This is a genomic window from Mycolicibacterium aubagnense, from assembly GCF_010730955.1.
Taxonomy (GTDB): domain Bacteria; phylum Actinomycetota; class Actinomycetes; order Mycobacteriales; family Mycobacteriaceae; genus Mycobacterium; species Mycobacterium aubagnense.
This window is the reverse complement of sequence record NZ_AP022577.1, coordinates 5597689-5616009: the sequence shown is the minus strand read 5'-3', so window position 1 is coordinate 5616009 and position 18321 is coordinate 5597689. Positions and strand designations below refer to the sequence as shown.

The following is an 18321-nucleotide window of genomic DNA, read 5'->3' as shown; positions in this document are numbered from 1 at the left end:
ATGCCGGCGCTCAGCCCGCCCACTCCGCCATCTCCAGCCGGGTGTCGCCGTACCGCCGCTCGCGCAGCACGGTCCAGCCGACCGGCCAGACGAGCGCCGGGCCTGACGCCGGGCGCTCGATCACCGCGATCGCCCCCGCCGCCAACCAGCCACCTGAAACCAGCTGTCCGACAATGGCTTCCACGTCAGCGGCCGGTACGTCGTACGGCGGATCGGCGAACACCAGGTCCACCGGCCGGGTCGCGGACGTCCCCGCCACACTGGACGCCGTGGCGCACCGCACCGCCGCGCCGTCGACCCCCAGCTCGGCGATGTTCCGTGCGATCACCGCCGCGGCGCGCCGGTCGGACTCGACGAACAAGGCCGAGGCCGCGCCCCGCGACAGCGACTCCAGTCCGAGCGCTCCCGACCCGGCGTACAGGTCGAGCACACGGGCCCCATCGAAATCCACCCGGGCCGCCAGCACGTTGAACAGCGACTCGCGCACCCGATCCGTCGTCGGTCGAGTCCCTTTGGCGGGCACCGAAATCCGGCGGCCGCCATGGCGGCCGCCGATGATCCGGGTCAGCTGATCACCACGAGCAGATCGCCACCCTCCACACCCGCGGTAGGCGTGACGGCGATCCGCGCGACAGTGCCGGCCTTCGGTGCGGTGATGGCCGCCTCCATCTTCATCGCCTCGATCGTGGCGATGGTCTGGCCGGCATCCACCTGGTCGCCGACCGCAACGCCGACCGTGACCACACCAGCGAACGGAGCCGCCACGTGGTCGGGGTTGGTGCGGTCGGCCTTCTCGGCAGCCGGCACGTCCGCGGCGATGGCGCGGTCACGAACCAGCACGGGCCGCAGCTGACCGTTGATGAGGCACAACACGGTACGCATGCCGCGCTCGTCGGGCTCGGACACCGCCTCCAGGCCGATCAGCAGCTCGACGCCCTTCTCCAGCTGCACGCGATGCTCTTCCCCGCGGCGCAGACCGTAGAAGAACTGATTGGCACTGAGCCGCGAGGTATCGCCGTATTCCTCGCGGTGCGCCAGGAACTCCTTCGTCGGTCCGGGGAACAACAACCGGTTCAGCGCGCCCTGGCGCACCGGACCCGGCGCCGCCAGCTGAGCCTCGTCCTCCTCGGTCAGCTGCTGCTCCGGCCTGGCCGGGCCGCGTCCCTCCAGTGCCTTGCTGCGCAACGGCTCCGGCCAACCACCGGGCGGGTCGCCCAACTCGCCGCGGAAGAATCCGATGACGCTGTCCGGGATGTCATAGCGGGACGGGTCGGCCGCGAAGTCGTCAGCGGTGACGTGGGCACCGACCAGCGAGAGGGCCAAGTCGCCCACCACCTTGCTCGACGGCGTCACCTTCACCAGGCGGCCGAGGATCCGGTCGGCACCTGCGTAGGCGTTCTCGATCTCCTCGAACCGGTCTCCCAGGCCCAGCGCGATCGCCTGCGTACGCAGGTTGCTGAGCTGGCCACCCGGGATTTCGTGGGTGTAGACGCGACCGGTCGGCGATGGCAGGCCGGACTCGAACGGCGCGTACACCCGGCGCAGCGCCTCCCAGTACGGCTCCAGGTCGCAGACCGCCGCCAGCGACAGCCCGGTGTCGTACTGGGTGTGCGCCGTCGCCGCGACGATGGACGACAGCGCGGGCTGGCTGGTGGTGCCGGCCATCGGTGCCGAGGCACCGTCGACCGCATCGGCACCGGCCTGCCAGGCGGCCATGTAGGTCGCCAGCTGCCCACCCGGGGTGTCGTGGGTGTGCACGTGTACCGGCAGGTCGAAGCGAGACTTCAACGCCGACACCAGTTTTGCCGCTGCCGGCGGCCGCAGCAGGCCGGCCATGTCCTTGATGGCCAGCACGTGCGCGCCGGCGTCGACGATCTCGTCGGCGAGTTTCAGCCAGTAATCCAGGGTGTAGATCTTCTCGCCCGGGTTGGTCAGGTCGCCGGTGTAGGACATCGCGACTTCGGCTACCGCAGAACCGGTTTCACGCACCGCTTCGATGGCGGGGCGCATCGAGGACACATTGTTCAGCGCGTCGAAGATGCGGAAGATGTCGATGCCGGTGGCCGTGGCCTCTTCGACGAAGGCCGACGTCACCAATTCGGGGTACGGCGTGTAGCCGACGGTGTTGCGGCCGCGCAGCAGCATCTGCAGACAGATGTTCGGCAGGGCCTCACGCAGTGCGGCCAGCCGCTCCCACGGGTCTTCCTTCAAAAAGCGAAGGCCCACATCGTAAGTGGCACCACCCCAGCACTCGACCGACAGCAGCTGCGGCGTCGACCGGGCGATGTACGGAGCGATCTCCAGCAGGCCGGTGGACCGCACGCGGGTGGCCAGCAGCGACTGGTGCGCATCGCGGAAGGTGGTATCGGTGACCCCGACGGCCGGGCTGTCGCGCAGCCAACGCGCGAAGCCCTCCGGACCCAGTTCCACCAACCGCTGCTTCGAGCCCGCGGGCGGCGCGGCCTTGAGGTCGACGGCGGGCAGCTTGTCGCGCGGGTATACCGCTGACGGGCGTGGTCCGTGCGGCTGGTTGACCGTCACGTCGGCCAGGTAGTTGAGGATCTTGGTGCCGCGGTCGGCGCTGCTGCGCGCGGTCAGCAGCTGCGGACGTTCGTCGATGAATGACGTCGTCACCTTTCCGGCGACGAAATCGGGGTCATCGAGCACCGCCTGCAGGAACGGGATGTTCGTTGAGACACCGCGGATACGGAATTCGGCCAGGGCCCGCTTGGCGCGCGCCACGGCGGTCGTCAAATCCCTTCCGCGACAAGTCAATTTGACCAGCATGGAGTCGAAGTGCGCCGAGACCTCGGCGCCCAGGTTGGTGCCGCCGTCGAGCCGGATGCCGGCGCCGCCCGGGGTACGGTAGGCGGTGATGCGGCCGGTGTCGGGACGGAAGCCGTTGGCCGGGTCCTCGGTGGTGATACGGCACTGCAGCGCGGCGCCGCGGGCCTGCATGGTCTCCTGGCTCAATCCCAGCTGCTCGAGCGACGAACCGGAGGCGATACACAACTGCGAGGCGACCAGGTCGACGGCGGTGATCTCCTCGGTCACCGTGTGCTCCACCTGGATGCGCGGGTTCATCTCGATGAAGACGTGCTGGCCGCGCTCGTCGACGAGGAATTCGACGGTGCCGGCGCACGAGTAGCCGATCTGCCGGGCGAAGGCCACGGCGTCGTTGCACATGCGGTCGCGCAGTGCGGGATCCAGGTTCGGCGCGGGGGCCAGCTCGATGACCTTCTGGTGGCGGCGCTGGACGCTGCAGTCGCGCTCGAACAGGTGCATGACGTTGCCGTGGGTGTCGGCGAGGATCTGCACTTCGATGTGCCGCGGGTTGACGACGGCCTGCTCCAGGAACACCGTCGGGTCACCGAACGCCGAATCGGCTTCGCGGGACGCGGCTTCGATGGCCTCACGGAGGTCGGCTGGGTCTGCCACCCGGCGCATACCGCGACCGCCACCACCGGCGACGGCCTTGACGAACAACGGGAACTGCATGTGCTCGGCGGCCGCGAGTAGGTCATCCACCGACGACGACGGCTCCGACGAGGCCAGCACGGGCAGCCCCGCGGCGCGCGCGGACTCGATGGCCCGTGCCTTGTTGCCGGTCAGTTCGAGGATGTCGGAGCCAGGTCCGACGAATGTGATGCCCGCGGCAGCACAGGCTGCCGCCAGTTCGGGGTTTTCGGACAGGAAGCCATAGCCTGGGTAGATCGCGTCGGCGCCGCACGCCACGGCCGTCGCGACGATGTCATCGATATTCAGGTACGCCCGGACCGGATGGCCCTTCTCGCCGATCTGGTACGACTCGTCAGCCTTGAGCCGATGCAGCGAATTGCGATCCTCGAACGGGTACACCGCGACGGTGGCGATACCCAATTCGTTGGCTGCGCGAAAGGCCCGGATCGCGATTTCACCGCGATTGGCCACCAGGAGTTTGGAAATCACCCAGTGACCCTAGCGGGTACGGCCAACTGGCGCGCTAGATCAGCGTGGACCAATAACTCCAGAATCGATCAAGGATCAGCAACGCAATCGCGGTGACCCACACGGCGTACAGCGGCCACCGCCACTGGTACAGGGCGTGCAACGCTTTGCTACCGGCCAAGGGCCGCAAGGCAATTGACGACACCACGACCAGCAGCGCCACGGTGACGACCCAAACGACCATGCAATACGGGCACAGAGCGCCGATCTCGTACAGGCTCTGGTAGATGAGCCAGTGCACGAACACGGCGCCGAGCAGCGTGCCACCGGCCAGACCGGCCCAGTACCACCGCGGCAGCCGAATCCCCGCCACTGCCAGCACACCTGTGACGATCACGACGCTGAAGGCGGCGATGCCCAGGAGCGGGTTCGGGAATCCGAACACCGAGGCCTGCTTGGTCAGCATCACCGATCCGCACGACAGCACCGGATTGATGCTGCACGACGGGACGTACGACGGGTTCTGCAGCTGCCGGATCTTCTCGACCGACAGCACGAACGCGGCGGCCTCGCCGAGGATGCCCGCGAGCAGAACCCAGACGGCGGCGGGGCGGCTGATCGCTACCCCTGCCGGCCGTTCGGAGGTCTCGACGTCGGTCACTGGTGCGGCGCCGGAGCGGGCTGCGGTGCCGGGGCGCCGGGCGCGGGAGCGGCGGGGGCCGCCGATGCCGTGGCCAGGTTCGGCAGGTCGGGCGCGATGGCCTTGATCTTCTCGATCAGGCTGGCCGGGTCACCGTTCGGGACCAGGCTGGTCTCGGTGCCGTTGATCTTGATGGTCGGGGTGCCCTGAATCTGCGCGTTGCGGGCCATGTTGTTGACCATCTCGGTGTAGACGCCGTTCTCGACGCACTTGCTGAGCGGGTCGTTCGGGCCGACGGCGACGCCGGACTGGCGCGCGTACTCCAGCAGTTTGGCGTTGTCCGGGAAAGTGGCCGCGGTTTCCTCGGGCTGGTTCTTGTAGAGCGCCTCATGGAAGCGCCGGAACGCGGTCTTGTCCTCGTCGGCGACGCAGTACGCCATGGCTCCCGCGCGGGTCGAGTACGACTTCGGGTCGCCACGGCCGATGATCGAGACGATGTTGTAGTCGACAGCGATGTCGCCGTTGTCGATCAGCTTGGCGATGGTGGGGCCGTACGTCTTTTCGAAGACGCCGCACACCGGGCAGAGAAAGTCCTCGTAGATCGAGAGGGTGACCTTCGGGTCCTTGGTGCCGGGGTTGGTGACGACGTTGCTGGCCGCGATCTGGACGGCCTGCACCTTGTGTGGGTCGGCTTTGGGCTTGCCGTTCATGACGATGTACGCCACCAGGACCACCGCGAAAACGATGACCAGCGCGGTCAGCCCGCCCTTGACCACCCAGTCCCGCTTCCGGTCCGCGGCCTTCAGGTCGTAGCTGGCGTTCTTCGATGACTTCGACGATTTCGACGGCACGGCGTCAAGGGTACCGACGCCATCGGGAAAACCCTGCCGAAGCCCGCCGGACCGGGCCTCAGCGGGTGAGGTGAGCCCGAAATGCGGAGACGAAGTCCGCGGTCGCCGTCGCGCTATCGCCGCCGAGCGGGAAGAAATTCGCGAACGCGTGGACCAGCGAGCCGTACCTGCGGTGATCGACCGGCACCCCGGCGGCGGCCAGCGCCGCGGCGTAGGCGTCGCCCTCGTCGCGCAACGGGTCGAAGCCACCGGTGAGCACCAGCGCCGGCGGCAGCCCCGACAGATCGTCGGCCAACAGTGGCGACACCCGCGGGTCCGACGGCTCGAGCGCCGACTCGGCCAGGTAGTTCGCCTGGAACCAGTCCATGTCGATCTTGCTCAGGAAGTAGCCGTCGGCGAACAGCACCTTCGACCGGGTGTCCCCGGCGAAGTTGGTCACGGGATAGATCAGCAACTGCAACGCCGGCCGCGGCTTGTGGTTGTCGCGGGCCAGCTGAGACACGACGGCCGCCAGGTTGCCGCCGGCACTGTCGCCGCCGACCGCGATCTTCGCCGGGATCGCGCCCAGACGCGCGGCGTTCTCCACACACCAGAGGTAGGCGGCGTAGCAGTCATCGGAGGCGGCCGGAGCCGGGTGCTCGGGAGCCAGCCGGTATTCGACGGACACGACGTGCACTCCGGCGTCACGACAGATCAGCCGGCACAGACCGTCATGCGACTCGATGCCGCCGACGACAAATCCGCCACCGTGGAAGAAGACCAGCATCGGGGCGGGGCCGGTGACGTCTGGCTGGTAGTGCCGCGCGCGCAGCGGCTCGACGGGACCGGGGATGGCGAAGTCGGTCGTCGTCACGGCGATGGCCGGGTCGAGGTACCGCGACAGCGCGGTCAACTGCTTTCGCGCGACGTCGATGTCGCTGCTGACGACCAGGCCACCGGCGCCGCTCGCGTTCTGCGCCGCCAGCATCAGCTGAAGGGTGGTGTCGAGGGTGTTTCCGTCGATGGTGACCCGGCGCCCGCAGAGCAGGACCCGCTTCAGCCAGTCAGGGATCTTGGGCAGCAGCCGAAGGGCGACGCCGCCGATCTTGGTCATGACCGTCAAGCGCAGCGGGCTGGGACGGCCCGCGACCGGATGCTCCGGCCGGCCGACCAGTTCGGCGTGATTTGTCGCCGCGGACTGCACAGCATCGCCTGGCATGCTCATGGTCATGGCTGATCCTTCAGGTGTTCCGAATCCAACGCTGATGCTCAACGACGGTACGTCCATCCCGGTGGTCGGCCTCGGAGTGTGGCAGACACCTGCAGAGGACACCGAACGCGCCGTCACGGCAGCATTGCACGCCGGATACCGACATATCGACACCGCCGCGGCCTACCTCAACGAAACCCAGGTCGGCCAGGCCATCGCCGCGTCCGATGTCGCACGTGAAGACATCTTCGTCGTCACCAAGCTGTGGAACTCCGAACAGGGCTACGAGAAGACCCTCGCCGCGTTCGACGCCAGCATGGCGCGGTTGGGGCTCGACTACCTGGACCTCTACCTGATCCACTGGCCGACGCCCGCGCAAAACCTGTTCGTCGACACCTTCAAGGCGTTCGCTCACCTGCGTGACCAGGGCCGGATCCGCGCGATCGGCGTCAGCAACTTCGAACCCGAGCATCTGAAACTGCTCATCGATGCGACGGGGATCGTGCCGGCCGTCAACCAGATCGAACTCCATCCCCGCCTGCCACAGGCGGAGCTGCGCGAGACCCATGCCCGGTACGGCATCGCCACCGAGGCCTGGAGCCCACTGGGGCAAGGATCCCTGCTTCAGGACCCGGCCGTCACCTCCATCGCCGAGCGCCACGGAAAAACGCCAGCACAGGCCCTGATTAGGTGGCATCTCCAGCTGGGTAATATCGTCATCCCGAAATCGGTGAACCCAGAGCGGATTGCGAGCAATTTCAACGTGTTTGATTTCGAGCTGAGCGAAGCGGACATCGCGTCCATCGCGACCCTCGACAACGGCACCCGCCTGGGCCCGGATCCACGAACATTCAACTTCACAGGGTAGGTGACATGGCCTCCGCAGAGATTCCCAATGTGGCGCTCCACGACGACAACACGATTCCGGCGCTCGGCCTCGGTGTCGCCGAGCTGTCGGACGCCGAGACCGAGCGCGCCGTCTCGGCTGCGCTCGAGATGGGTATCCGGCTGATCGACACCGCAGCCGTCTACGGCAACGAAGAAGCCGTCGGCCGGGCCATCGCCGCGTCGGGCATCCCGCGCGCCGAGATTTTCGTCACCACCAAGCTGGCCAACGCCGACCAGGGCTTCCAGGCCGGCCAGGACGCCCTCAAGGTCAGCCTCGACAAGCTCGGCATGGAGTACGTGGACCTCTACATGATCCATTGGCCCGCCGGCGACATCAGCAAGTACGTGGACAGCTGGGGTGCACTGATCAAGGTGCACAACGACGGCAGCGCCAAGTCGATCGGCGTCTGCAACTTCACCGACGAGGACCTGTCCACCATCATCGACCTGAGCTACGTCAGCCCGGTGGTCAACCAGATCGAACTGCACCCGCTGCTCAACCAGGCGGCGCTGCGCGCGGTGCACGCCGAGCGCGGCATCGTCACCCAGGCCTACAGCCCGCTGGGCGTCGGCAACCTGCTGACCAACCCGACCGTGCAGTCCGTCGCCGCCGAATACAGCAAGACGCCGGCCCAGGTGCTGATCCGCTGGAGTCTGCAGCTGGGTAACTCCGTCATCCCGCGCTCGTCGTCGCCGGAGCGCATCGCCGAGAACCTCGATGTGTTCGGGTTCGAACTGGCCGCCGAGCACATGGCTGCCCTGAGCGGTCTGGACAACGGCACCCGGTACCGCCCGGACCCCGCCACCTACACGGGCGTCTAGCCCGCCTGCGGTTCCTACTCAGACACAAATGGTCGTTCTCCCATCGGGAGGACGACCATTTGTGTTTAGCACGAACGCGTTCGGGTAGCGACGGAGCCCGCCCTCGCTTGGCTGTCACAGATGTGTCCAGTGCGTCGCATGTGTCAATTGTCGAACAACTCGCAGCAATTCATTTGTGTTAACTATCCCCCTATTACCGCTGGTGCGTTAATTTGATATTGCGTCCACACAATCCGACGCGACCACGCAGCCTAAAAGTAGGGGGTTCAAGGAAATGGCTCGTCTATTTGGTAGCACCTCAGAATTAACGATACCGACAATTGCCGGCATCTCCAAGCGCTTGGCGTTGGGCGCCGCAACAATGGGGCTCGGCGCATTAATAGTTTCGGGCGCGACCGGCACGGCCTATGCCGACACCTCCCATTCGGGAAGCACCACCCACAGCACGACAGCCAAGGCCGGCGCGGCCAAATCAACGCCGAAAGCAGCCGCTGCTACCACCCCCAAGGCAGTAGCAGCCACGCCCAAGGCAGTAGCAGCCACGCCTAAGGCACTTGCAGCCACGCCGAAGGCAGCAGCGGCGGCCAGCCCGGTATCCGGCATCGCGGGTGCACTGGACGGCACGGTCAAGACCGTGGCCGGCGCACTCGACGGCACCACCCACACCCTCGCCGGCGACCTCGACGGCACCACCCACACCCTCGCCGGCGACCTCAACGGCACCACCAATACCCTCGCCGGCGACCTCGACGGCACCACCCACACCCTCGCCGGCGACCTCAACGGCACCACCAATACCCTCGCGGGCGACCTCAACGGCACGTTGTTGACCATCGGAGGTTTTTTTGGGCGTCACTGACAGCGCTTAGGCGCGAATTCGATATCCGAGCGCGGTCAATACGGCCGATTACTCAATGGCGCCATTCTGTCGGCGGAATTCAGGTAGCCGCTATCAGTAATTTCGCCGCGTTCGCCACAATGCTGCGGCCAGGTATTGGTTGCCGGGATGTATTAGCTCGGCAACCAATACTCTGCGCAATCGACTAGGACAGGCCCGAATTAGCGGTGCCGCCATCCAGCGGTCTTTCAGCAAACAAATCAGCACCTGTTTTCGTGCAGAGTCATCCCGTGGGCAACAAAAGCCCGAAGATTTCATTCTGTTCTGGCGATCGCTGCCGGAGAACTGCGCTGTCGGCGCCTAACCTGTCGGGCAGGTCGCGGCGGCATCGCGGAGAACAGGCACCGACGGCTCATCGACCGGGAGTCCGTAGCCGCGCAGCACCGCGATGTACTGCACCGCGTACTGGCACCAGAACCCGTGGTTGGGCGGCATCCAATCCGACGGCTGCTTGTCCCCTTTGTCCTGGTTCGATTTCCCGGACACGGCGAGGAGATTCGCCGGGTCGTTGGCGAAACGCACCCGCTGGTCCTGTGGCCAGTCCCGGGCCCCCAGGTCCCAGGCCAGTGCCAGCGGCACGAGGTGGTCGATCTGCACCGCCGCGCCGACCTGGTTGCCACGCGTGAAGGCGATGGTGTCGTTGGTATACGGGTCGCGCAGCACTCCCGTTTTCACAGCCTGCGGGCAGCGCTTGAGCGACACGATGGTCTTGTCCGTGAGATCGCGGTTCAGGATGTCGTTGCGGGTGTCGCAGCCGTTGTGGCCGTCGGGCGCCGAGTTGTCGTCGGTCCAGGGCTCGCCGAACGCCGCGCGCCGGTAGTTGGGGTCACGCATGCGCCGCGGGATGACAGCCACTCCGGCCAGGATGTCGGTACCGGGGGCGACGGTCGGTGTGACGGCGCCGTCAGGGCCGTCGGCGACCGCTGCGGGTTCGTCGGCCGTACCGACCTGGACGGCCACGACCACCGCCAGCACCACCGCCGCCATCAGCCACAGCAGGCGCTTCACCAGAGCTCCCGTCGCTTCGCTCGCCTGGTCACGCCTTGTCCAGGTACTCGACGCGATCGGTGTCGACGAATTGGGCGGCGAGCGCGGACATCCCCGGATCGTCCGGATTCTGCGCGTAGGCCGCCTGGCAGAACGTGCGCGCCGACTCGATGACTTCCTGATGGTCGGCCAGCGACAGGAACCGCAGATACCCGGCCCGTCCGGACTGATTGAGCCCCAGCACATCGCCCTCGCGACGTTCCTGCAGGTCCAGGTCGGCCAATTCGAAACCGTCGAGGGTGCCGGCTACCGCCTGCAGCCGGGCGCCGGCCTTCGAGCCCTCCGGCAGCTTGGTCGCGAGCAGGCAGAGGCTGGCGTGCGAGCCGCGACCGATGCGACCCCGCAGCTGGTGCAGCTGGCTGATCCCGAAGCGGTCCGCGTCCATCACCACCATGACCGTCGAGTTGGGCACGTCGACACCAACCTCGATCACCGTGGTGCACACCAGCACATCGATCTGCCCGGCCCGGAAGGCCGACATGATGGCATCTTTCTCGTCACCGGGCAGCCGGCCGTGCATGAGCCCCAGCTTCAGCCCGCTCAGCGGCCCGGTGCGCAGCTTGTCGTACAGCTCGACGACGGTCACCGGCGGCGGTCCGGCCTCTTTGCTTTCGGTCTGCTTGTCGTTCTCGTCGATCCGCGACGCCACCACGTAGGCCTGCCGCCCCGCTTGGACCTCCTCACGGATGCGGGCCCACGCCCGGTCGAGCCACGCCGGTTTCTGCGACACGAAGATGGTCTTGGTGTCGATCGGCTGGCGGCCCCGCGGTAGTTCCCGCATGGTCGAGGTCTCCAGATCGCCGTACACGGTCAGCGCGACGGTGCGCGGGATCGGGGTGGCCGTCATCACCAACAGATGCGGTGTCAGACCGTCAGGGGCCTTGGCACGCAACCGATCTCGCTGTTCGACACCGAACCGGTGCTGCTCGTCGACCACAACCATGCCGAGCCGGTCGAATTCCACGGCGTCCTGCAGTAGGGCGTGAGTGCCGATGACGATGCCGGCCCGGCCGCTCGACACTTCCTCACGCACCTGGCGCTTCTGTTGTGCCGTCATGGATCCGGTGAGCAGGGCCACCGAGGTCGCGTTGTCTGGTGCGCCGAGCTGGCCCGCCATGGCCAGCGGCCCGAGGACGTCGCGAACCGACCGGGCATGTTGCACGGCAAGCACCTCCGTCGGCGCGAGCAGCGCGCACTGGTAGCCGGCATCGACCATCTGCAGCATGGCCAGCACCGAGACGATGGTCTTGCCCGAGCCGACCTCGCCCTGCAACATCCGGTTCATGGGCCGGGACTCGGACAGCTCGGCCGACAGCACCTCGAGCACATCACGTTGGCCCGCCGTCAATTCGAACGGCAACCGGTCGCGCAGCGCGACGGCCAGACCGTCGTCCCTCGGCGGCGCCGCCGGGCCGGATTGCGACTGTGCGCTGTGCCGACGGGCGGCCAGCGCCCACTGCAGGCCGGCGGCCTCATCGAAAGTCAGTCGCTCCCTGGCTTGTTCGCGGTCCGCTTCCCGCTCACCGAGGTGGATGTCGCGCAGCGCCTGATCCTCGGAGATCAGACCGCGTTGCACCCGAATCGATTCCGGCAGCGGGTCGGGCACCGGGTCCAGCACGGCGAGCACCTGCAGGATGCAGGCGTAGATGTCCCAGCTCTGCACCTTGGCGCAGGCCGAGTAGATCGGGAAGAACTCCCGCTCGAAAGCCGACATCTGCAGTTCGCCATGCATTTTCTCGGAGGCGTCGGCGATCTTCTTCAGCGCCGGCGAGCCGAACGTGCGGCCCGCACCCGAATTGAGGACCAGATGCGCGGGATGCGTCAATTGCATTGTGCGCCCGTAGAATCCGACGACACCCGACAACATCACCCGGGTGCCCTCGACGAGGGATTTCTTGAGAAATTTGGCGTTGAAAAAGGTTGCGGTGACCTTCGGATTACGGTTGCCGAGGGTGACCACCAGGTATTCGCGCTTGGGCGCCCGATTGGTCCAGCGCGTCTCGGCCTTGGTGATGACGTCGACGAACGTGACGTGGTCGCCTTCCTCCGGCAATTCGGTGTCCTCGCCGAGCACCGTCATACCCTGGCTGTACTTGCGCGGATAGTGCCGCAGCAGATCGTTGACGGTGCGGATCCCGAAGAATTCTTCCAGTGGCGCAGCGGATTTGGCGCCCAGTACGTGCACCAGCGAGTCGGTCAGCGCGACCACCGCTACTCCACCCCGATCAGTAACGCATCCCCACGGTGACCGGTGTGATAGGTCACCAGCTCAGCAGCCAGATGTTCCTGGCGCACATGTTCGGCCAGCGCGGCGCCCACCTCGGCGTCGACCCCCGCGCCGGTCAGGACCGTTACCAATTCTCCGCCTGAGGACAGCAACAGGTCGATCAGCCCGCTGGCCGCACTCACCAGATCGTGGCCGACGATCAGTACCTCGTCACCGGCGATGCCCAGACCGTCGCCGGGACGACATCTACCGGCCCAGGTCAACGCCGCCTCGGTGGCGATCCGCACCGATCCGTGCCGAGCACCTGCCGCCGCGCGTGCCATGGTGTACCCGTCGTCGACGGCCTGACGCGTGGGGTCGTGCACGGCCAGCGCCGCCAATCCCTGCACCATGGACCCGGCCGGTACCGGCACCACGTCCATGCCCCAGCTGATCGCCGTGGCGCAGCCGGCCACCAGCTCCTCGGCAGCGAGAAAACCGTTGGGCAGCACCATGATCTGGGCGGCGCCGGTGCCGACCAGCCCGGCCAGGAACTGCTGTGCGCTGACGGGCCCGCCGTCCGGCCGCAGCACGTGCGCGCCTTCACCGCCGAACAACTCCCCCGCACCGTCGCCGTCGACGATCGCCAGCACGGCGCGGTCCCGGCTCCAGCCGCCCGACGGCCGGGCACCGGCGGCCCCGATCAGCGCGGTGACCTGAATTCTGCTGACAGTGCCCAGGTCGAGGGCGGCCTCGATCGCGGCGCCGGCATCGTCGGCATGCACGTGCACGCTGTACTGGATACCCGCGATCGCGGCGGCGATGGCCACTGATTCACCCAGCCGCAGCAACCGGGCGCGCAGCACTTCGACGCTGTCCGGGTGGCAGTCACCCAGCAGGTACATCACCTCGAATTGTGGTGGTGCGCCGTTGATCTCAAGATGCCCGTGGTCGTGGTCCGTGCGCGGGTGCGCGGCACCCGGCTGGTACTGGGGCCGCGGGGCCGAGGCACCCGACAGCGTCGCGGTCAGCGCGTCGAGCAGGACCAGTAACCCGCGTCCGCCGGCATCCACGACACCCGCTTCGGCCAACACGTCGAGCTGATCGGGGGTGCGCTCGAGCGCTACCGCCGCGGCATCCGAGACCGCGGCCACCATGGTCGCCAGGTCGGTCACGCCGTTCTGGTTCTCGGCTTCCAATGCGGCTGCCTGCAGCACCGACACGATGGTCCCCGGCACCGTCTGCCCTACCGACGCGACCGCGAGGACCTGGGCATGATGGAGGGCCGCTGTGAAGACCGGCGTGGTGATCTCGCCACACTCCCTGTCCTCGCCGCGTTGCAGCGCGGCCTCAGCGGTGACGTCTGCGATGCCCCGCAGAATCTGCGACAGGATCACCCCGGAATTACCCCGGGCACCGCGTAACGCCCCGGCCGATACCGCGGCCGACACCGCCACCACGTCGTTGCCCGCCGCCTTCACGGCCTCGTCGGCCTGTGCGGCGGCGGCGCGCATGGTGAACAACATGTTGGTACCGGTGTCGGAATCGGCGACCGGGTAGACGTTCAGCCGGTTGATCTCATCGGTGTGGGCGATCAGATGCAGAACCGCGGTGTGAGCCCAGTCACGTAGCGCGATCCCATCCAGCGGACGGGGTGTGCCACCCACGTCAGCTGACATGTGACCTCCATCGCGCCTACCCGGGTTCACCCCGACTCTCCAGTCGCCCGCCCTGTACCCCTCGGTGCCCGTCAGCCTAGCCACTGGCCCCGACAAATCTGCTGACCAACTCCCATGGAACCCCTGCCACCAGACCCATTTTGGTGATCGTCAGGACGCCCGGTATCCTGGTCAGGTTGTCTGTTCGCGCCGCGCAAGTCTGTGGCCGTCGGACTCAGACCCCAAGTACTGATTTTCGAGGAGTTCTTCATGGCCGCCGTGTGCGACATCTGCGGAAAGGGACCGGGCTTCGGTATGTCCGTCTCGCACTCCCACCGTCGGACCAACCGCCGCTGGGATCCGAACATCCAGACCGTGCGTGCCGCCGACCGTCCGGGTGGCAACCGCAAGCGTGTCAACGCCTGCACCTCCTGCATCAAGGCCGGCAAGGTCACCCGCGGCTAGTTTCGGCTACCCCGGGGCCGATTGCTTCCGCGTACAACTGAAGCTGTACACCTAAGCGCTGCGCGAAACCCGCGCAGCGCTTTCGTGTGTCTTCAGCCCGACTTCGAGGCCCGCGCGACCGGCCGCTGAGTGCACGCCACATCGGCGTGGCGGCGCACAGCAACGCACGTTCGCACGAAGCAGAAGAATCAGGGCAGGCGCCAGTCGATGGGGTCCGCGCCGAGACCCGTCAGCAGCTCGTTGGCCCGGCTGAACGGACGAGACCCGAAGAAGCCGCGGGACGCCGACAACGGCGACGGGTGCACCGACTCGATGCTCGCGCACCGCTCGCCTGTGAGCATGGGCTTGAGGGTCTGCGCGTCCCGCCCCCACAGCACCGCCACGAGCGGCTGGGGCCGCGCGATCAGCGCCTTGATGGCGCACTCGGTGACGGCCTCCCAGCCTTTTCCACGGTGCGACGCCGGATTGCCCGGCCGCACCGTCAGCACCCTGTTCAACATCATGACGCCCTGCTTCGACCACGGGCTCAGGTCACCGCAACCGGGTGGCTCGTAGCCGAGGTCGGCGGTGTACTCGGTGAAGATGTTGGACAGGCTGCGCGGCAACGGACGAACCTCGGGAGCCACCGAGAAGCTCAGCCCGACGGCGTGTCCCGGGGTCGGATAGGGGTCCTGCCCCACGATCAGCACCCGCACCTCGTCGAACGGGAAGGTAAAGGCGCGCAACACATTCTCCCCCGCCGGCAGGTAGCCGTGGCCGGCCGCGTTCTCGGCGCGCAGAAACTCACCCATCGCGGCGACCTGCTCGGCGACCGGTTCGAGCGCGCTGGCCCAGCCGGGCTCTACCAGTTCCGGTAGCGGGCGGGCGGTCATGCGGGCACCTGAGATCTCACGGGTAGCCACCCTACTGACCGAACGATTCCCATCCGCCGACTCCATCCCACGACGCGCCGTCGAGGGTCACCCGCGGCGCACCGGGCAGGACGGTCCCGATGGCCCGCCACCCGTCCGGCAGTGCGCCACCGAAGGTGCCGACCAGCACGTGGTCCTCGCCGCCGCCGAGCACCCAGGAGCGGGCGTCGCCGCCGACCATCGCGGCCGCCGGCGTCAGCGTCGCCACGTCGGCCTCGAGCGCCGCCGTCGACAGGTCGACGGCCACGCCGGAGGCCGCCGCGATGTGGCCGAGGTCGGCGACCAATCCGTCGGACACGTCCGTCAGCGACGTCGCGCCCGCGGCTGCAGCAGCCGCCCCCTGCCCGTACCGCACGCGCGGCACCAGATGTCGTCGGCGCAGCTCGTCGAATTCATGGATACCTGTGTGCCACAGGGCATATCCAGCACCGGACCAACCCAGGTCACCGACCACCGCGACGGTGTCCCCCGGTTGCGCGCCGGACAGCAGTATCGGCGGACGGCCGCCCAGATCCCCGAGCACGGTCACCGAGATCACCCACTGCGGCGCCGCAACCAGGTCGCCGCCGACGATGCCGGCGCCGAATCTCGTTACCTCGGACCACATTCCGTCCGATAGCTGCTGCGCGTCCGCGGCCGTGGTGTCGACCGGCGCCCCGAAGCCGACGACGAACGCATACGCCCGTCCGCCCATGGCCTCGATATCCGCGGCATTCTGCGCAATCGCCTTGCGCCCCACGTCATGCGGCGTGGACCAGTCCCGGCGAAAATGGCGACCCTCCACCAGCATGTCGGTGGACACCACGGCCCGGCCGTCGGGCACGGATACGAGCGCGGCGTCGTCACCTGGACCGACGACGACCTCGGCGGGCTGGGTACGGCGGGCGGTCAAGCGCCCGATCACCGCGAACTCGCCGAGCTCCGCCAGGGTCTCCCCGGATTCGGCGCTGCTCATGGTGGTGGAGTCTAGGCCGCACGACGATCAAGCGGCGAGGCACGAGCCGCGTTGTGGGGGTACCTCCCGCTTGCGGGGGAGAATGCGGCAAGGCGATGATGCAGGCCGACCGCCGTCGGCCTGTCGGGGCGACCGGCGCTCTAGAGTTGCCGTCATGACCGAACCTGGTGACCTCGATGATCTGGATGGCCCGCCCCGCGGCGCCATCATCGCGGCCATCGTGGTGGCGGTCGCGGCGATCATCGGGTTGCTCGCGTACGCGGCGCTGCGTCAGGCGCCGGCCGACAAGCCAGTTGCCCTCCCGCTGGCCGACGCCCCGGCGCCGCAGGCCGACAGCGAGCAGTGCCGCGCACTACTGGCGGCGCTGCCGGACACCATGGGCGACTTCCGGCGGGCGACACTCGCCGTCCCGGCCCCTACGGGTGCCGCCGCCTGGCTGGGACCGACCGGTATCGACACCGTCGTGCTGCGCTGCGGTGTCGAGCGTCCCGACGGTTTCGTGGTCGGCGCACCCCTGCAGATGGTGAACGCGGTGTCGTGGTTCGAAGCCAGCGGCCCGAGCGCCAGCACCTGGTACGCCGTCGACCACGGCACGCAGGCGACTTACGTGGCGCTGACGCTGCCGCAGGGTTCCGGTCCGACGCCGATCCAGACCGTCTCCGAGCTCATCGAGAAGGTGATGCCGGCCCGCCCGCTGGACCCGGCGCCGGCCCGCTAGCGCAGGCCGGTCCCCCGTCCGACCGCCGTATCCACCATGACGCTCAGCAAGGTGGCGTAGTCGACACCGCTGGCGGCCCACATCTGCGGGTACATCGAGATGGTGGTGAAGCCGGGCATGGTGTTGATCTCGTTGATCACCGGCCCGTTCTCGGTCAGGAAGAAGTCGACCCGGGCCAGGCCCTGGCAGTCCAGCGCCTTGAACGCACGAATGGCCAATTGTCTTATCTCGTCGGCGGTTTCGTCATCGACCTTGGCCGGCACGTCCAGCTCGGCGGCGTCCTCGAGGTACTTGGTGGCGAAGTCATAGAACCCGCCACCCACACGAATCTCGCCCAGCTCGCTGGCCACGACGCGGCCGTCGGGGTACTCCAGCACCCCGCATTCCACCTCCCGGCCCGGCATCGCGGCTTCGACGATCACCTTCGGATCATGTTGGCGCGCATAGGCGATGGCCTGATCCAGCTCGTCCCACGAAGCGACCCGGCTCACGCCGATCGACGATCCACCGCGAGCCGGCTTGACGAACACCGGCAGACCCAGGCGCTCACGGTCGTCCAGGCTCAGCGTCACATCGCGCGGCCGCAGCACCACCTGGTCGCCGATCGGCAGACCGTCGGCAGCCAACAGTTTCTTGGTGAATTCCTTGTCCATCCCGGCCGCGCTGGCCAGCACACCCGCACCGACATACGGCACGCCGGCCAGTTCCAGCAGACCCTGGATGGTGCCGTCCTCGCCGTACGGGCCATGCAGGACCGGGAAGACGACGTCGACGGCCGTCAGGACCTGCGCGACACCGTCCTGCAGCGACAGCAGTTCGCCGCGGCGGTTCGGATCGGCGGCCAGCGTCAGCGCGGTGCCGGACGCGGTGGTGACGCCGGGCAGCTGCCCGTCGGTGATGGCGAGAGTCTCCGGACGCCCGTCGCCGAGCACCCACGACCCTTCCGGGGTGATACCGATGGCGACGACCTCGTAGCGGGCCGGATCCAGGTTGCGCAGGATGCTTCCGGCCGAAACACAGGAGATGGCGTGCTCCGAACTGCGTCCGCCGTAAACGACGGCGACCCGGGTACGGCCGGCGGCTCCTGAGGAATGAGGGGCAGTCACAACCTAGAGAGGCTAGCCCTCACCAACGTCGATCGGCACT

General features: G+C 67.7%; 16 protein-coding genes. 5 read left to right on the top strand and 11 right to left on the bottom strand.

The window, feature by feature from the left end; all coding sequences use genetic code 11:
- Positions 1 to 10 precede the first annotated feature (10 nt).
- The 5 genes from rsmD to G6N59_RS26795 are packed head-to-tail and all read right to left on the bottom strand — an operon-like array spanning position 11 to position 6628.
- Entirely contained in the window at positions 11 to 568 is a 558-nt protein-coding gene (gene rsmD, locus G6N59_RS26815; protein WP_138229936.1) for a 16S rRNA (guanine(966)-N(2))-methyltransferase RsmD, read from the bottom strand.
- Positions 565 to 3948, bottom strand: coding sequence for a pyruvate carboxylase (locus tag G6N59_RS26810; RefSeq protein WP_138229935.1), 3384 nt, complete (start codon positions 3946 to 3948; stop codon positions 565 to 567). The genes rsmD and G6N59_RS26810 overlap by 4 nt, the downstream gene beginning before the upstream one ends.
- Before the next feature lie 34 nt (positions 3949 to 3982).
- Entirely contained in the window at positions 3983 to 4588 is a 606-nt protein-coding gene (locus tag G6N59_RS26805) for a vitamin K epoxide reductase family protein (RefSeq protein WP_138229934.1), read from the bottom strand.
- Positions 4585 to 5418 carry a DsbA family protein gene (locus G6N59_RS26800; RefSeq protein ID WP_138229933.1) on the bottom strand — a complete coding sequence of 278 codons (834 nt, stop codon included), beginning with the start codon at positions 5416 to 5418 and terminating at the stop codon, positions 4585 to 4587. Before G6N59_RS26800 ends, G6N59_RS26805 begins: the two co-directional genes overlap by 4 nt.
- Positions 5419 to 5476: 58 nt before the next feature.
- Positions 5477 to 6628, bottom strand: coding sequence for an alpha/beta hydrolase (locus G6N59_RS26795; RefSeq protein ID WP_138229932.1), 1152 nt, complete (start codon positions 6626 to 6628; stop codon positions 5477 to 5479).
- Between G6N59_RS26795 and G6N59_RS26790 the strand changes: the two genes are divergently transcribed.
- The 3 genes from G6N59_RS26790 to G6N59_RS26780 all read left to right on the top strand — a co-directional run bounded on the left by G6N59_RS26790 (position 6621) and on the right by G6N59_RS26780 (position 9176).
- Positions 6621 to 7475 (top strand): aldo/keto reductase, encoded by an 855-nt coding sequence (locus G6N59_RS26790; RefSeq protein ID WP_407665913.1) that lies wholly within the window; start codon positions 6621 to 6623, stop codon positions 7473 to 7475. The two genes, G6N59_RS26795 and G6N59_RS26790, sit on opposite strands and share 8 nt — an antisense overlap.
- A 5-nt stretch (positions 7476 to 7480) precedes the next feature.
- Positions 7481 to 8317 (top strand): aldo/keto reductase, encoded by an 837-nt coding sequence (locus G6N59_RS26785; RefSeq protein WP_138229931.1) that lies wholly within the window; start codon positions 7481 to 7483, stop codon positions 8315 to 8317.
- 346 nt (positions 8318 to 8663) lie between these two features.
- Entirely contained in the window at positions 8664 to 9176 is a 513-nt protein-coding gene (locus G6N59_RS26780) for a hypothetical protein (protein WP_138229930.1), read from the top strand.
- Between the two features lie 339 nt (positions 9177 to 9515).
- Here the strand turns inward: G6N59_RS26780 and G6N59_RS26775 are convergent, their stop codons facing one another.
- Genes G6N59_RS26775 through G6N59_RS26765 form a run of 3 tightly spaced genes read right to left on the bottom strand, consistent with a single transcriptional unit; the run spans position 9516 to position 14147 of the window.
- Positions 9516 to 10223: an HNH endonuclease family protein gene (locus G6N59_RS26775; RefSeq protein ID WP_138229929.1), complete on the bottom strand. Its 708-nt coding sequence runs from the start codon at positions 10221 to 10223 to the stop codon at positions 9516 to 9518.
- Positions 10224 to 10251: 28 nt separating this feature from the next.
- On the bottom strand, positions 10252 to 12471 hold the full coding sequence (gene recG, locus G6N59_RS26770; protein WP_138229928.1) for an ATP-dependent DNA helicase RecG: 2220 nt from the start codon (positions 12469 to 12471) through the stop codon (positions 10252 to 10254).
- 2 nt (positions 12472 to 12473) lie between these two features.
- The gene (locus G6N59_RS26765; protein ID WP_138229927.1) at positions 12474 to 14147 is read right to left on the bottom strand and encodes a fatty acid kinase ATP-binding subunit FakA; all 1674 of its coding nucleotides are present in this window, start codon (positions 14145 to 14147) and stop codon (positions 12474 to 12476) included.
- A gap of 249 nt (positions 14148 to 14396) precedes the next feature.
- On the opposite strand from G6N59_RS26765, the gene rpmB reads away from it, so the two are divergent.
- The gene (gene rpmB, locus G6N59_RS26760) at positions 14397 to 14591 is read left to right on the top strand and encodes a 50S ribosomal protein L28 (RefSeq protein WP_138229926.1); all 195 of its coding nucleotides are present in this window, start codon (positions 14397 to 14399) and stop codon (positions 14589 to 14591) included.
- Positions 14592 to 14779: 188 nt separating this feature from the next.
- On the opposite strand, the gene G6N59_RS26755 is transcribed toward rpmB, so the two are convergent.
- Together G6N59_RS26755 and G6N59_RS26750 are read right to left on the bottom strand one after the other, a co-directional pair.
- Entirely contained in the window at positions 14780 to 15463 is a 684-nt protein-coding gene (locus G6N59_RS26755; RefSeq protein ID WP_138229925.1) for a uracil-DNA glycosylase, read from the bottom strand.
- A gap of 31 nt (positions 15464 to 15494) precedes the next feature.
- Positions 15495 to 16457 carry a thiamine-phosphate kinase gene (locus tag G6N59_RS26750; RefSeq protein WP_138229924.1) on the bottom strand — a complete coding sequence of 321 codons (963 nt, stop codon included), beginning with the start codon at positions 16455 to 16457 and terminating at the stop codon, positions 15495 to 15497.
- A 154-nt stretch (positions 16458 to 16611) separates the two neighbouring features.
- Between G6N59_RS26750 and G6N59_RS26745 the strand changes: the two genes are divergently transcribed.
- Complete coding sequence (locus tag G6N59_RS26745) at positions 16612 to 17175, top strand: DUF3515 domain-containing protein (RefSeq protein ID WP_138229923.1); 564 nt, start codon at positions 16612 to 16614, stop codon at positions 17173 to 17175.
- On the opposite strand, the gene G6N59_RS26740 is transcribed toward G6N59_RS26745, so the two are convergent.
- The gene (locus G6N59_RS26740) at positions 17172 to 18281 is read right to left on the bottom strand and encodes a D-alanine--D-alanine ligase family protein (protein WP_138229922.1); all 1110 of its coding nucleotides are present in this window, start codon (positions 18279 to 18281) and stop codon (positions 17172 to 17174) included. The two genes, G6N59_RS26745 and G6N59_RS26740, sit on opposite strands and share 4 nt — an antisense overlap.
- Between the last annotated feature and the right edge of the window lie 40 nt (positions 18282 to 18321).